We start from the raw sequence: 14,414 nt of genomic DNA, 5'->3' as shown, positions 1-14,414 counted from the left end.
CTCATAACAGAATTATCATTACTATTATTAACATTTGGTAATTGATTAGGACGTTTATTCCCTTGAATCTGTTTTCCTGCTAATGCTAATAACTTCATAGCATCTGTTCTTCGACTTGGATCAGTAGGGATGACAAATTCAGGCCAACCGCCCTCTGCCAACTGATAAAGACCAGTTTTATTAATTAGGCCGCCTGTAGCATAACCATGCCCTTTACCAATTACATTAAGCATATTTGAACCATAACGGGATTTGGCATAGTTAATACCTGCTAGTAATGAATCGAGTCCATTAAAGGGATTATCATAACCAGGAAACTTAAAAGAATCAAAAGTTGGAGGAATCACCTGAACAAGTCCTCTTGCAAGGTTGCCAGTTTGGGCATTTATATCGTTAACAGCCATTGATTGTATTGCTTTTTCGTTACCGCCAGATTCACTTTGAATTTGTTTTAACCAAGCATTTACATACGCTTCTGTTGTTGGTAAACCGTTCATACCTAATGCTTGCATAACAGTTGAGCGCCATCTCTCCACTCCTTTTCCAGAAGGAGAACTTGAAAACATATTCTTAAATATATCTTTTAAGAAAGGTAATGCATTGTCTTTTATCAATGATATTGAGCCCTTGCCTATATTCCCAAATGCACCTGGAATATCAAGAGAAGGAAGCTTTAAGTGTTCCCACATCTTAGAAAGCAACTTTTTAGGACTTGATATATACGACCAAATATTATTCCAAAAACCAACACCATCTTTATATTGAGGAACAGATCCTAAAGCCTTTTGCGTATTATTGCCTGATAAAACTTGTGTACCTTTAGGAAGATTCATTAAAGTATCTGTAGCTGGAGATAATCCCATTTGCCCTTTTGGAGTTATAAAGAGCTCACGTTGACCGCCATCACCTAAGATAGCTAAACCCCCTTTATGACCACTTGTTCCTTTTGCGTATTCAGGAATATCAAGGGCAGGAATAAGATATTTACTACTTACCCCTAACTTTGTAAGGATTGCATTTATTCCACCCTGAGTTATTGCGTTAACTATGGATTCCAATTTATTCGCCATTGAATTTCCGAGAGCCTTTACTCCGTCAACAGCTTTCCCTGCCATACTCTTTATTCCGTTACCAATTTTACCTGGAAGTGCCTTCGCTCCATCTACCAGTTCCCTGAATCTTGCTAATGCATCGTCTTTCAAGCCTGCAAACCATGATTTTGCTGTACCTGCAAATGTTTTTATGCCACTAATCGCATTATCCCAACCGCCTTTTAAACCAGAACCGAATGATTTTACAAATCCACCGACTCCTTTTAAAATCTTTCCGAAGAAAAGTAGTTGAACATAATTCCACACAAAGGTTATGGCACCCATAAACATTTGCTTAATTCCTTCCCACATTTTTGAAAAGTCACCAGTAAATAAGCCAGCAAAAACCTTTATAGCTCCCATAATTATATCTAATGCTCCTGAAATCACGCCCTTTATATTGCCCCACACAGATTTGATAATAGCTAGTATAAATGGCATGACGAATTGAATTACTGGTAGGATTACATTATTAAAAGTATTCTTGATAAAGTTCCCAATGTTAGTTAGGGCGGCCATGATGACCGTACCGTTTTCTTTCCAAAATTGTTGAATAATTGCTAGTTGATCTTTAAAGAATTTTACTACCGCTTGGATTGCAGGTTGTAAGGCTGTAAGAGCACTTTGTGCCAATTCTTTAAGCTTAGTGAGTAAATTTTGTATTCCGTTTCGGAAGGTTTCAGAATTTCTATATAATAATACAAATCCTGTACCTAATAACGTCAATACTCCAATGGTTATTCCTATTGGCCCCATTAAAGCAGAGAAACCTAATTTCAACCACTTCAACAGTCCGCCAGCTTGGGCAATCCTCGGAAACAAAGTAGCCAATCCAGTTGCTGCATTACCTAAGAATCCAATTAACCCCCCACCTATTAACAATAGTGGCCCTATTGCAGCAGCAAAAGAAGCAATACCTATAGTCATCTTTTGAACGGCTGGTGAAGCATCAAGGAACCTTTGAACCAATCCTTGAATGATGCCTGCTAAACTCTTTATATAAGGAGTTAAGATACTACCTATAGTGATTCCCGCTGTTTCAAAAGCACCACCTAGCTCATCTAAAGCTCCCTTTAAATTATCCTTCATTAAAGCTGCAGCAGTAGAAGAAGCTCCACCACTTCCCTCTAAAGACTTGGTCATTTTATCGATTTCCTTTGGTCCTGCTTGCATTAGAGAAAGCATACCTGACACAGCTTCAGTACCAACTAAAGCTGCAAGTGTAGCAGCCTTTTGTGTTTCAGTCTGTCCTTCCATTGATTCAGATAGGTTTTTCACAAGATTAGATACTCCTACAAAATTCCCTTCTGCATCAGTTATTGCAATCCCCATGCTTTCCATCATTTTGCTATTCTCTTCTGATGGATCAAGAAGACCTAGTAAAGCAGCACGTAAAGTTGTACCGGCTTGCTCACCTTGCATCCCCGCATTAGTCATGATTCCAATCGAGGCTGAAAGTTCCTCCAAACTCACACCAAGAGCAGCTGCAGGTGGTCCTGCATATTTCAAAGCGTATTGCATGTCCGTTATATCTGCAGCCGACTGGTTAGCTGTTTGTGCAAGTATGTCAGCAACCTTTGTTGCATCAGAAGCTTTTAAACCAAATATGTTCAAGGATGCAGCCATAACATCGGCTGTCTGTGCCATATCTGCACCGGATGCTTCAGCTGCAGATATAACACCAGGCATTGCTCCGATAATTTCTTTAACAGTAAAGCCCATTGCAGCCAAATTTTCTTGCCCCTCAGCTATTTCACTAGCTGATTTACTTGTGGAAGCACCCAAATCTAAGGCTTCCTTCTTTAATGCCTTAAGTTCATCCGCAGTAGCACCAGCAATGGCTCCAACCCTCGACATTTGTGCCTCAAATTCAATAGATGTTTGTGCAGCAGCTGTCCCAATTCCAACTATAGGAGCAGTAACATACATTGACATTGACTGTCCAAGGGATTTCATTTTATCCCCAATTTTTGTTAAACGGCTTCCTGTCTCTCCGATAGCGTTTCCCATTATAGTCCAATGGGAAGTAGCTACTCGTTGTTCTTCCCTAAGCTCTTCTAAATCTGCTGTAGTGTTTCTTACTTGTCTTCTAAGGTTGTTAAGATTTCCAACTTCATTGTTATAAGCTCTTGCTGCTTTATCTGCTTCCCTAGAACCTTCACCATGTTGCTGAACCATCTTTTCATATTCTGCCCTGGCAGCCTTTGTAATTTCTTCTTGAACTTCTAATTTCCTATTCAGGCTATTAAGGCGAGTTTCAAAAGAAGCTACTGAACGATCACCGCGGTCAAAAGCAGAAAGACTTGCTCGCATTTCACTGTTTACAGAGCGAAGTTTATCTCTCAATCCGTTTAATCCCCTATTTAAAGCTGTGGTTTCTAGGTCTAACCCAATCGATAAACCTTCAATGAGTTCCATGCTTTCCCTCCTCTCTTAGAAAAAATAAAAAAATCCTTAACCTCCGAATGCGGTAATTAAGGATTTTGTTTGTTTAGGTTTATTTTTTTCAGCCAACAGTTCCAACATAAAATGAAATGGCATATTTAATACTTCGTTAATGTCTTTACCATCCTTTACTAAATCAAGGACGAGAGCGTCCATATATTCTTTTTGTTTGGCTGGTGAAAAGTCCTCATCCGTTAACGTTTCGTCGCCAAAAACTTTTTTGTTTCATCATTCTGCCTTCCTTCTGCTACGAACATTATTTGTTCTTGTAGAATTTGGATAGCGTCTGGAGCATGAAGGCCGTTGAATAGCTGCTCTTTTGTGAATTGATTGTTATATATTCTTGTAGCAACAAAGTCTAACAACTTATCAAATAATTCCTTTTCAGAAGTTGATGTTTTTTCTTTTTCACTCTTAGCAATTTCTTCAGTCATATCAATAGCTTCGTACACAACAGAGAAGGGAATAAATACAGGAGTAAGAAATTGTTCTGTTACTATTTCCCCTTCTTTAACCTCTTTGACTAACTCGATCATATGTCTCTTTAAATTTGCCATTTTCTATCCCTCCAAAATAAAAAGAACAGGAATTAATCCTGCTCTTTAATTAGTACTTTCCCGATATTATTTTTCGTGGATGATAGTTCTTTGATTCTATCCTCTTCCACAACAGCATCCGCTCGTCTTGGATAGATATCACCTTTAATGTAAATTGTATTTTGGTCCTTCAGGTCTTTGAAATCGTGGACAACTACATATTTCTTTTGTGGTTCTTCAGCTTGATCTGTTTCTTCTGGTGGTGTAGCATCGTTTTGATTCACTTCGTCCAATAAACGAAGAAGGTCATCCCTTTTCATTTTTTCATCAAAGGAGATTCCCGCATCAGTTAACTTCTTTTTAATTTCATCTACTTTTAATGTACTAGTCATGGTTTACGCTCCCTCCGGTACTGCTGTTTCGCTTGGATATGCTTTACCGAAAATCTTCATAAACAGAGCATCACGATTTGTTGTAGTTCCTTTTTTATCTGTTGCAAAAAGAACTGACTTTTCGTCCGCGAATCCATCTACTTCACGATCCATAAATTGAGCTTCAATTTCTTCGCTGCTGAATTCAGTACCATCCTCTTTGGTCTGCCCTTCGATATTCGGACGCATGAACAATCCTTTTGGAAGCCCTACATATTCTCTAGAACCATCCTCATAAGTTTTTGCGAAAATAACAGCTACATAAGGAGGAGCATCACTGCTTCCCATCGCTGTAATACCATTCACAGTTTCGAGACCTAACAATTGTACTTTATCTTCTGTAGGAATTTTATGAAACGCTGAGGTTACACCTATTTCCCCTGCAGAAACAGCAAGTTCAGCCGTTTTATTATCACCATAAGCACGTACAATTTCTTGGGACATTTCAACACTAATATTTTGCAGAAATTTAACTCTTTCAATCGCTTCTGCTACAATACCGTCCCCAATCTTTCCATAATAAAACTCGTCTACACCAGTTGATGATCTGTAACTTTTTTCTCCTGCCAATTTAATCACTCCTCTTTATTTAATGACACTGCAATTGTGTCGAAATCTTCTCTGTATAACTTTCCGCTAAAACGTCTTGCATCACGGAAAATTCCTGAATCATATTGTGATAGACCACCAGTTTGTCTAAAGCCTAGTTTCCACAGAATATTATGGACTTTTTCTCCTAACGCCATTGTTATTGCTCGATTTTTCGTCCAGACTTCAATTTGATAAAGACAATCATATGTCAACCAGGTATCATCAGCGAAATCAGATGGCTTAGGAATATCCAAAGGATCAATAATAATATAAGGTTTATCAACTTCCCCGCTCTCTGGATACTCATAGTACTTAATCCGACCAGCTGCTTCTTTTGCAATAAATTCATCAGCGATTAGAGCGTTATAAATAATTGCGAGTACATCCATTAAAGACCTCGCCTCAATTCTCGTTTAACTGTTTCTCTGTATGCGTTCTTTGCATTCCTCATTGCTCTTGCAATTGCACCTTTACCTCGAGGATTAGGATTATTAACAGTTCCCCACTCATTCAAGTGAATGATTCTATAACGATCATGTGGACCGCGCCAATGTATTTTCACTGTCCTTTGTCCTGCTTTTCCAGTTGGTTCAGAAATAGTGATTTCTTCTAATGAGTAACCCTGATCTTTAAAGGTAGCGAATTGACGTTTAAGTTCTTCAACAAATACCCTTGCACCAGCTAATAATGCTCTATCACTTATTTGTTGTGATCTTTGTTCTCCCAATCGTCTTTCTATTTCCCTAAGTAATTCACTGTTACCTCTGATGTTTACGCTCATGTTGTCACCTCTGCGACAATTCTTATTTCTCTTCTATTCCTTAAATCAGGAGCAATATTTTTAACATTAAAGTGTGTGTTTTTATAAATTGGTGCATTAATAGATACATAATGTTTATTTGTTGGTTGGTAAGAACCTCTAGGATCTCTAATTTTGATAGTAAGATCATTCAAAGTTCCTGTTGCTTTAGCTAACTCTAAATCTTTTGCCCATACTCCTTCGATATCTGCCCAGCATTCGTAAAGAACTCTTTTAACTTTCTCACCTGGATCAGGTCCATCATTTCCTGCGTATTCATAAAAAGTAACTCTGGTGTTATATTTTCTTTTAGTCATAGGAAACACCAGCCTTTAGTTGTAACAATATACGATTAAATGATCGTTCAAGTCTTGGGATTTTCTTTTCATCATACTCATAGTCCATTTCTAAGTAGATGATAAGAGCTTGTTTATATAAATCTAATGTTTCTTCAGATATTTTCGCTTCAGGTACTCCAGCTCCTTCTAAGTATCCTTTTGCTGCATTTAAAAGAAGAGTGAGGACACTATCATCCTCACTCCCATCAATTCTTATAGCATCTTTCAATTCAGTGAAGTTTTCTAAGGTAATCATACTTATGCACCTTCAATAGGAGTCTCAACCTCTGCAATACGGAATGCTGATTTTAATTTAATTTGGTGATCCATATAAGCAGTTAAAACAAAATCCTCAATACCTGTACGAACATTTTTATCGCGCTCATAAAGCACATCAAGATCATAGTTGAAATGAGAATAGCTAAAATCACCAACAATTGGTTCTGAAGCAGCATCAATAAATTTTACTGGTTTCCCCCAAACAGATTCAGGTGGTGCAGCAAAATAAGTAGAGTTACCGTTATTTAAAAACTTAACAACTTTAGTATAATCAGCATAATTCATAACGATTTTAGCATTTTCTCTGTAATCCTCATGTAAATCAGCAAGAGCATTAACGATAGCTTCGTAGATATCTGCACCTGATACCTTTTTAATTGCTGAATCTCCTGTTTGGTAAAATGACATATGCTCTTCCCCAACTTTAGGCGTTTTTGTGAATGCAACTTTCTTTTCTTTGGCTGCTAGACCAGATTCAAGAGCACGTTCAACACTTTGCACTAAATTAACATCAGTACCTCGAATGACCGTTTCAGACACAGGAGCAAACACTTTGAATTTATTTCTACCGAATTTAACTACATCACCTGTTACTTTTAACTCTTTAGCTGTATCTGTATCAGCAATAAAATCATCATCATCAAGTTGGAATGAAATCTTAGGTACCTCAAGATTCATTAAATTAGTAAACACCGAAATTTCACGTAATGGATTCTTAACTAATGGTTCCATTAAAAGTTCATTTGTCATAGTTGTTGGTAGTAACTTTTCACCACCTGTATTATTGCGGTCACCTAATGCTGCTTTTACATCATTTGGAACGGGTTGCTGACGGATAGTTGCACGAATCAATTCCGCTTTTGCAGAAGTAACTTTTTGCTTAGGATCTTCTATTCCTGTAATACCTTGATTACCTTCAAATTTCGCCTTTTGTTCAGCTTCCATTTGGTCATGTTGCTCTTTAATTACATTAAATCGCATTTGCAAATCTGCTTTTGATGTTTGTAATGCTTTAATATCCTCCATTGTGGCAGTGGTATCAATTGCTTTTGCAGCAAGTTCTCCTTCTACCTTCTGTAATTGTTGTCCGATTGTTGCCATGTTTTGTTTTAATTCGAATAATGTTCTCATTCAATAATTCCTCCTAAAATTGTGTTTAAATAAGCTGAATTCACCTTAGAATCATTAGCTATTTGTTGCCTTAATGCCATTTCTTCTGCTGAAATGACTTTATTTCGATTAGAAACTAACGCATTTGGCACATTCTTGTACTGTTTCATCCACTTTTCGTCTATACAAGCAGCAGCGTTGTTCGTTTCTAATACTTCATCACAAAGCCCATAGCTCATTGCTTCTTCTGCACTTAGCCAAGTTTCTGCATCAAGTAATTTTTTTAAAGTATCAGCGTCAAGTTTGTCACCAGCGCGCTTTAAGTAAAATTGAATCATAGATTGATTAATTCGTTCGATATCGTCTGCAGCTTTGCGTAATTGTTCTGCATTACCACTTGCATATGTCCAAGCATTATGAATCATAAGCAGTGAGTTTGCGTACATAATGACCTTTTTTGAAATCATTGGTAACACGGATGCGCACGAAGCTCCAACTCCGTCAATATACGAGATAACATCAGCAGGATGACGTTCCAACATAGCAATCATTGCCATCGTTTCAAAGACTGAACCACCAGGAGAATTTATATATAAATTGATAGTTTCAATTCCCTCTCCTAGTTGATCTAATTCATTTTTAAAAGTAATGGATGAAACTTCCCCATACTCTTCCCAAGCCCATTTTGTAATCTCGCCATAAATAAAAATGTCAGCCGATTTTCCATCTGCTGATGCTTTCATGTTGAAAAATTTATTCGTTTGTTTGTGTTTGCCCACCTTTTTCACCTCCTTTACGTAATGCTGGATCCATTTCTAACGGATACATATCACCTGATATCCACAATTCAGAAGCCTTTCCTCCAACAGGTGGTAAATCCTCTAGCTGTCTAACTTCATCTGGCTTCATTCCTGAACTTCTAATCATCATTTGATAGAACTGTGTTCTTGCCGCAGTATCTCCTCTTAGAAGCCCGCCTAAATTGAATTTAAAATAAAAACCAGCCTTTCTATCAGCTGGTACAAGTAATTTTCTATTCAATTCTTGCTCATATTGCCTAACTATTGGTGTTAAAGTCATTTGAACGAACTGAATCATTAGTTGTTCATTACTTGCAAACCCCATACCTTCACTATCGTTAAGAAAGCTAACAGGCACATTAAAGACATTAGCTACTCGAGATCTTGTAATCTTTTCGGAAGCTAATGTATCAGAAGCAAAATATTTTCGATCAATGTCTTTTACATTTACGCCCGGTTCTTGGAATAAAATACCGCCATTTTCTTGATAAAAGCGCCTAAAATCATCAATTATTCGCTGTCTTTTATCATTATCCACATTGGCACCGTACTCCAAGATAAAGCTATCCTTTTTCTGCATTTCCGAAAGGGAAAATTCTTGTACCGACTTATCGTATTCTAAAGTGTTTTTTAGTACATCCAACGGACTAATACCAGCCCATCTGCTAGCCCCTGTAATATGCTTAACATGGAACATATTCATATTGTGGACGTAATGTGTTCCGTTATCACCAAGTACTTGATACCACAATTCACTGTCATCCGTATTTAAAAATGGCGTTACATAACTAGGATCTATAGGAATTAACTGTTCTGGTTGCATTCTTATATCCCGCATAATAAGAGCATAGCCATTTCCTTTTTCATTCCTGGAGACTTCTATTTTGTTAATTGCTTCAAAGCTCGTCATGTTAGGATTCGGATTGTTAATTACGACATCTGCTGCTTGGTTCATTTTAGAATCGTAATTTTGATAAAGTTTAATCGGAAGGGATGACACCGTATTAGCTAGCCTACTGATTACACTGAAAATAGTCTCATTTGTGGCTATTTTGCCATTATCAATACCCCAAAACTTACGACCAAACCATTTAGAAAAGTCATATCCTGTACCTTTCCATGTTGTCACAGCTGCTTTTACTGAAAGCTTGATTCTGTTATACCATTGCAAATTCTCACCACCTTTCAATTAATTAAATAAGTCGTTCACTGATACAAATTCGATATTTCCATCACCTTGAACAGTAGATAACAACTTCATGACTTCTGTATGTGAGTTTAAAAATGCTGCAAATCCGTCAATTTTACGATATTTACTTTGTTTCGAAGGCAGGAAATTCCCATTTCTATCTTCAATCAACTTTACATTGTTCATATACCAACGGAATAGACGATTTTTATTACTAATTACTTTTCCATCAAGAAGTAACTGACGTACATCTTTTAAAGCAGGACTCAATGTAAAATGCCCTTGTCTAACAGGGATTGTATCAAACCCATAAGTCTTTAGGTCTTCGTTCAACCGGTAGGCATTAGCTGGATCGTATGTTATTTTCTTTATGAAATAATCTTTTGACTTCTCAATAAACCAATCATAAACATATTCATGTTTTACATATTCTCCGGGAATAATCGTTAGCCATCCGTTATCCTCAAACTCCTTAAAATTAATGCTCTCATTGTCTTTATCCACTTTAGCCTGTGGCACCCAACTGTGTGAAAGACTATAAACACTTCCATCAGATAACGGGAACTCTAAACAAGCACTTGTAAAGTCCTCCACAGATGATAAATCATATCCACCTATGGCTTCTTGGCCAATAAGATCATTAAGTTCTATCATTTTGTCATTACGTTTTAAAATCTCAATTCCTACAAATGACATTTCATCATTATCTACAAAAATATTAAACTGTTTTGTAATCCAGTCGTTCTTCTCGGAAGGAATAACCTTATCATTATTCCAGTCATCAATTAAGGTTGGTAAATCAAGAGAAACACCCATATTAGGATTAGCTTTAATCCACATTTCGGGTGATTCTACTTCTTCCACACTGTCTAACTCAGCCATGAAATAGAATTTTCTATCTTGGTCAATTACACCGTCAAGAACATCTGTAGCAATCTCATAATTTTGAACCAGCGGACCTTCTAACTGATAACCAGCTGTGGTGATATAAAGAATCATTGGTTGCTTACGTGCAGCACGAGACTTTTTAATAACATTAATTAATTTAAAGTTCTTAAATTCGTGTATTTCATCAAAAATACCAAGATGTGTATTTAACCCATCAAGTTTTTCACTATCAGATGCACGCGGTTCAATTCTTGATTGGGTCTTATCGTAGAAAATCCCTTTTTGATTTTCTCTTAGGTGTTTTCGAAGCAAAGGAGATTTCTGAACCATCGCCCGACTCTCATCAAACAATTCTCCTGCCTGTTGTTTAGTGTTAGCCAACACATATACACGAGCTCCTGGTTCATTATCTTTGGAAACAGCGTAGTTAGCTAAGCCAGAAATCATAGTAGTCTTTCCGTTTTTACGACCAATAAAAATAAGACCCTCTCGAAAGCGCCTATGTCCTGTATCTTTATGAACCCATCCATACAAAGAACCTATGACAAAATGTTGCCAAGGTTGAAGAACTAAACTTTTATAATCCCCTTTAGATGGGCGGCAGAATTTTTCAATATATCTTATTGGTCTATGTGCTTTTTCCTCATCGAATACCCAAGGAAAATCTTCTGTTCCCTGTCTTTTTAAATCATTAAGATGTCGTTGGCATGCTTTTATATTTTTTTTACTTGCCTTTATCTTTCCTTTTACAACTTGTTCGGCATACCACGTTGTTCTTAAAATCGCTGATGGTTTCTCTAATATAAAAAAGTGTTTCACCTGTTCATTACGCCAATTTTTGTACCATTTTGCTACTTCAGATGGTTTAGAAGTCGTCGAAATCGTCGTCATCTTCACCAGTTCCAGTACCGTCTTTTAGTTTTTTTCTTTGAGATGGCGTAAGTCCCATAGACTTTAATAAATTATTTAGGGTTTGTACCGTTTTAGTTAATTCTATGGAAAGGGGATTTTTCACTAGGTTAGTAGCCCCTGCTTTATTGGTGTATTCATACATAAGATCATGTTTTTTAATTTCTGTCTTTAATCTTCTGTAGAATTGATGCGTCTCTAAATATAGTTGAATTAATTCCTCATCCGATTCCTTATATTCATCTCCTAAGTAATCTCTAAGCTTTTTTGCAGTAGGTACGGCCAATAGTTACCCCCCTTTCATGAAAAAATTAATCGCAGTACGCAGGATGGGCCCACCTCGGTCCCTGGAGCCTCTAAAAATAGTTTAAAGGGCAGGGGGGCTATCTCTTCTTACTTGGATGAAAATAATTAACAGGACCACCGCATTTAGGACACTTGATTCCATCACGTATCCTATGAGAAATTTCTTTCCAACCACATGTTTTTATCATGCAAAAATGAGTTGTTAGTTTACTTTTCATACCAAATCCTCCATCAAGTCACTTCTTGATTAGCTTGAGACTTAATAACATTTATTTTTGATTTCTTTTTCTTCGGTTTACTTCTTCCACGATCAGGATGCTCTGCTTCATGGCATGCATTACATAGTGAGACTAGGTTATCTAATGTTAATGCTAGCTCAGGATAGTCACGTAATTCTTTTATGTGATGAACCATATCAGCAGGAACAATTTGTTTTCGTTTTAGATGATGAACACACAGATAATTGTCACGTTCTAAAGCTAATTTCCTAGCCTTCGCCCATGCGGCAGACTTATAGAATTTACGTGACTCTGGATCTCGTTTATATTTGTCATAGAATTGATTGCCATTCATTCAGTCACCACTAAAAATCCTGTTAGTTGACATCTTAGATTTAATTAATTTCACTTCAGCTTCTTCATAACTAAGTCCATATACGTTAGCAAATCTTTGAATTAATTCTTTTGGTAACTCCATTTCCCTCACCCTTCCTTATCATTCATAAATGGTTGTACACTCTTCAAGAAACTCATGTAAACTGTAGCTTGTTCAAGAGTAACTTTACCTTCCACATGCAAATCAAATAACTCTTCAAGCTTCTCATATACAAACTTTTCAAAAGGATTCAATGTTTCTTCTGAATAAACATGACCTTGTAGATAGACTATCTTCTTCATGAGTCCCCTTCTTTCTCCAAAATAAAAAGCACTCCCTAAGGAATGCCTAACATAAGATTTTATTTATTTCGCACTGCTGCTGTTTGTACAATATTCTTTCAACTTATTCATCGCTTCGTTTTCTTCTAAACCTAAGTTTGGAAATTCTTTTTTCTGTCCTGTTTCTTTTCGGGTTACAGTTCCATAAAAATTAGTATCATTTTTACTTAATGAAATAACCCAACTAAATACTTCTGTTTTACTTTTTTTCCTCGGATCTGCATAAATCGGAGTTACTTGAATAGGAAAATCAACTTCTCTAACTAACATTTTATTCCCACCTCCCTTCCTCCTAATTATCAGAGAAAAGGCGAATAGGTACAATATCCTATCGTTCAACAAGTTACGACAAATCACGCATTCCGATAAGCCCCACCTTTACCGCGTTTCATTCCACGATTATTGCTGTTCATAATGTCATGCCAGTTAATGTTTTCTTCTTTCTTAGGCTTCTTCTTACGCTTATGATTTCTTGGTTTCTTTTTCATCTTCTCAAGCTGTTTTAATTGTTCTGGTTTAAGATGATCACTTAATTTCATATCATCACCTTCTTAAATGATTGTCAGACTTACAGAATTGGCTTATTTCGCATTTTAATAACTTGCTAGAGTATTTGTTCATTAAAATAAAAAAACGCTCCTATGAGTCTAGGAACGTTTCATTTTATATTCAATATGTGAGTAAGGATTTGCACCTTACATGATAAATACGGTAAATTCCTCTGCACCATTGATTTATCCAGTATTGAGGTTGTGCGTCTACCTATTCCGCCATCACATATTGATATCTTTTGAATATTTTCTTGATAATATAAATTTACCACGGATAAAACCTAATACCACGACTTCTTTTCGAGTTTTTCTAGGAAAGTTTTAGGAATCTTTTTGGATTATTTTCCCCGTTCTGATTTATAAACATTTACCGAAAGAATTTCACATCCAACTAAATTGGGATAATCTTCTTCAAATTTCGACTTTGCTCCTTGTTCATCTTTCGCAGATACAAAAGCTTTAAGAATTATCTTTGGATGTGTTGGAAAACAAAATTCTAATTCATAATGCATCACTCTTTATTCCTCCCCACTTAATACAGCAATATTCAAATTCAGCGCCAACTTATAAAAAGCTTTCCAACGAATCTTCGCATATGTCTTTTCACTTATTGGCGGTTGAAACTTATGGCTATATACGTTGTAATCTGTTAAATACTCGGACTCGCTGGACATATATCTTTCTTGAATGAGAAACTTCTCCATCTTGGGTAGTCTGTCCACAGCCTTTTCAGTACGGAAGATGAATTGCTCTCTATACTTCTGTTGGTCTGCATTATAGATAGCTATATTAGAAGTTTGGTCGCTTGTTACATTAGTAGGACCATGATATCTAATTTCCGAACTAGCTGTTATCGAAGCTTCTCTTTCTTCAAATGCTAAGTATTTAAACAGTCGATATTGTTCCAAATGCAGCTCGACTTTTGATTGTGTCGCTTTTCTATCTATCTCAGGAAGCACAAAAGACATTTGTTTCAAGACGACTCCCCCCATTTGTGATATGATTTATTTAGGATGTTTTATCAATTGCTGGGAAGAGTCTTCCTGGCTTTTTTTATTACACATTCCTATCCACTTTCACACTCTCCTTAAAAACTCAATAACTACAGTTATTATCATTGCTGGCATCGCAATTATCATTAGCAATACGGAATAGAAAAGAATATTTTCAACCACTTTACTTCCGATAATTTTCTTCATTTCCCTTCACCCTTCCT

At 36.6% G+C, this 14,414-nt stretch carries 21 protein-coding genes; all 21 read right to left on the bottom strand.

The genetic code is table 11. The annotated features are described in order from the left end of the window. Positions 1-3,509, bottom strand: a 3,509-nt coding sequence (locus NST60_RS18420) for a phage tail tape measure protein (RefSeq protein ID WP_341099746.1), incomplete at its 3' end; no start/stop codon positions are given. A gap of 36 nt (positions 3,510-3,545) precedes the next feature. Beyond that, entirely contained in the window at positions 3,546-3,692 is a 147-nt protein-coding gene (gene gpGT, locus NST60_RS26830) for a phage tail assembly chaperone GT (protein ID WP_445304401.1), read from the bottom strand. 38 nt (positions 3,693-3,730) lie between these two features. Beyond that, entirely contained in the window at positions 3,731-4,093 is a 363-nt protein-coding gene (gene gpG / locus NST60_RS18415) for a phage tail assembly chaperone G (RefSeq protein ID WP_150908731.1), read from the bottom strand. 32 nt (positions 4,094-4,125) lie between these two features. Next, positions 4,126-4,464, bottom strand: coding sequence for a hypothetical protein (locus tag NST60_RS18410; RefSeq protein ID WP_341099740.1), 339 nt, complete (start codon positions 4,462-4,464; stop codon positions 4,126-4,128). Between the two features lie 3 nt (positions 4,465-4,467). After that, positions 4,468-5,073, bottom strand: a complete 606-nt coding sequence (locus NST60_RS18405) for a major tail protein (protein WP_341099739.1) — start codon at positions 5,071-5,073, stop codon at positions 4,468-4,470. 5 nt (positions 5,074-5,078) lie between these two features. Continuing rightward, entirely contained in the window at positions 5,079-5,483 is a 405-nt protein-coding gene (locus NST60_RS18400; protein WP_341099738.1) for a hypothetical protein, read from the bottom strand. Continuing rightward, a complete protein-coding gene (locus tag NST60_RS18395) occupies positions 5,483-5,875 on the bottom strand; it encodes a hypothetical protein (protein WP_341099736.1) in 393 nt (130 codons plus the stop codon). Before NST60_RS18395 ends, NST60_RS18400 begins: the two co-directional genes overlap by 1 nt. Then, on the bottom strand, positions 5,872-6,210 hold the full coding sequence (locus tag NST60_RS18390) for a phage head completion protein (protein ID WP_341099735.1): 339 nt from the start codon (positions 6,208-6,210) through the stop codon (positions 5,872-5,874). Before NST60_RS18390 ends, NST60_RS18395 begins: the two co-directional genes overlap by 4 nt. After that, positions 6,203-6,487 carry a head-tail connector protein gene (locus tag NST60_RS18385; RefSeq protein ID WP_341099734.1) on the bottom strand — a complete coding sequence of 95 codons (285 nt, stop codon included), beginning with the start codon at positions 6,485-6,487 and terminating at the stop codon, positions 6,203-6,205. The genes NST60_RS18390 and NST60_RS18385 overlap by 8 nt, the downstream gene beginning before the upstream one ends. A gap of 2 nt (positions 6,488-6,489) precedes the next feature. After that, positions 6,490-7,641: a phage major capsid protein gene (locus NST60_RS18380; protein WP_341099732.1), complete on the bottom strand. Its 1,152-nt coding sequence runs from the start codon at positions 7,639-7,641 to the stop codon at positions 6,490-6,492. Then, positions 7,638-8,399 carry a head maturation protease, ClpP-related gene (locus NST60_RS18375; protein ID WP_341099731.1) on the bottom strand — a complete coding sequence of 254 codons (762 nt, stop codon included), beginning with the start codon at positions 8,397-8,399 and terminating at the stop codon, positions 7,638-7,640. The genes NST60_RS18380 and NST60_RS18375 overlap by 4 nt, the downstream gene beginning before the upstream one ends. Further along, entirely contained in the window at positions 8,374-9,591 is a 1,218-nt protein-coding gene (locus NST60_RS18370; RefSeq protein ID WP_341099730.1) for a phage portal protein, read from the bottom strand. The genes NST60_RS18375 and NST60_RS18370 overlap by 26 nt, the downstream gene beginning before the upstream one ends. A gap of 18 nt (positions 9,592-9,609) precedes the next feature. Then, positions 9,610-11,388, bottom strand: coding sequence for a terminase large subunit (locus NST60_RS18365; RefSeq protein ID WP_341099728.1), 1,779 nt, complete (start codon positions 11,386-11,388; stop codon positions 9,610-9,612). Further along, positions 11,363-11,692, bottom strand: a complete 330-nt coding sequence (locus NST60_RS18360) for a phage terminase small subunit P27 family (RefSeq protein WP_341099726.1) — start codon at positions 11,690-11,692, stop codon at positions 11,363-11,365. The genes NST60_RS18365 and NST60_RS18360 overlap by 26 nt, the downstream gene beginning before the upstream one ends. Positions 11,693-11,943: 251 nt before the next feature. Then, complete coding sequence (locus tag NST60_RS18355) at positions 11,944-12,285, bottom strand: HNH endonuclease (protein ID WP_341099725.1); 342 nt, start codon at positions 12,283-12,285, stop codon at positions 11,944-11,946. 128 nt (positions 12,286-12,413) lie between these two features. After that, the gene (locus NST60_RS18350; RefSeq protein WP_341099724.1) at positions 12,414-12,608 is read right to left on the bottom strand and encodes a hypothetical protein; all 195 of its coding nucleotides are present in this window, start codon (positions 12,606-12,608) and stop codon (positions 12,414-12,416) included. 63 nt (positions 12,609-12,671) lie between these two features. Beyond that, on the bottom strand, positions 12,672-12,917 hold the full coding sequence (locus NST60_RS18345; RefSeq protein ID WP_341099723.1) for a hypothetical protein: 246 nt from the start codon (positions 12,915-12,917) through the stop codon (positions 12,672-12,674). An 83-nt stretch (positions 12,918-13,000) separates the two neighbouring features. Beyond that, complete coding sequence (locus NST60_RS18340) at positions 13,001-13,186, bottom strand: hypothetical protein (protein ID WP_341099722.1); 186 nt, start codon at positions 13,184-13,186, stop codon at positions 13,001-13,003. Positions 13,187-13,536: 350 nt separating this feature from the next. Continuing rightward, entirely contained in the window at positions 13,537-13,713 is a 177-nt protein-coding gene (locus tag NST60_RS18335) for a hypothetical protein (RefSeq protein ID WP_341099720.1), read from the bottom strand. Positions 13,714-13,716: 3 nt separating this feature from the next. Continuing rightward, positions 13,717-14,166 carry an ArpU family phage packaging/lysis transcriptional regulator gene (locus NST60_RS18330; RefSeq protein ID WP_341099896.1) on the bottom strand — a complete coding sequence of 150 codons (450 nt, stop codon included), beginning with the start codon at positions 14,164-14,166 and terminating at the stop codon, positions 13,717-13,719. Positions 14,167-14,274: 108 nt separating this feature from the next. After that, entirely contained in the window at positions 14,275-14,397 is a 123-nt protein-coding gene (locus NST60_RS18325; protein ID WP_263479862.1) for a hypothetical protein, read from the bottom strand. Between the last annotated feature and the right edge of the window lie 17 nt (positions 14,398-14,414).

Source organism: Niallia sp. FSL W8-1348 (assembly GCF_038006745.1).
GTDB lineage: Bacteria > Bacillota > Bacilli > Bacillales > Cytobacillaceae > Niallia > Niallia alba.
This window is presented reverse-complemented; position numbering and strand designations above follow the sequence as displayed.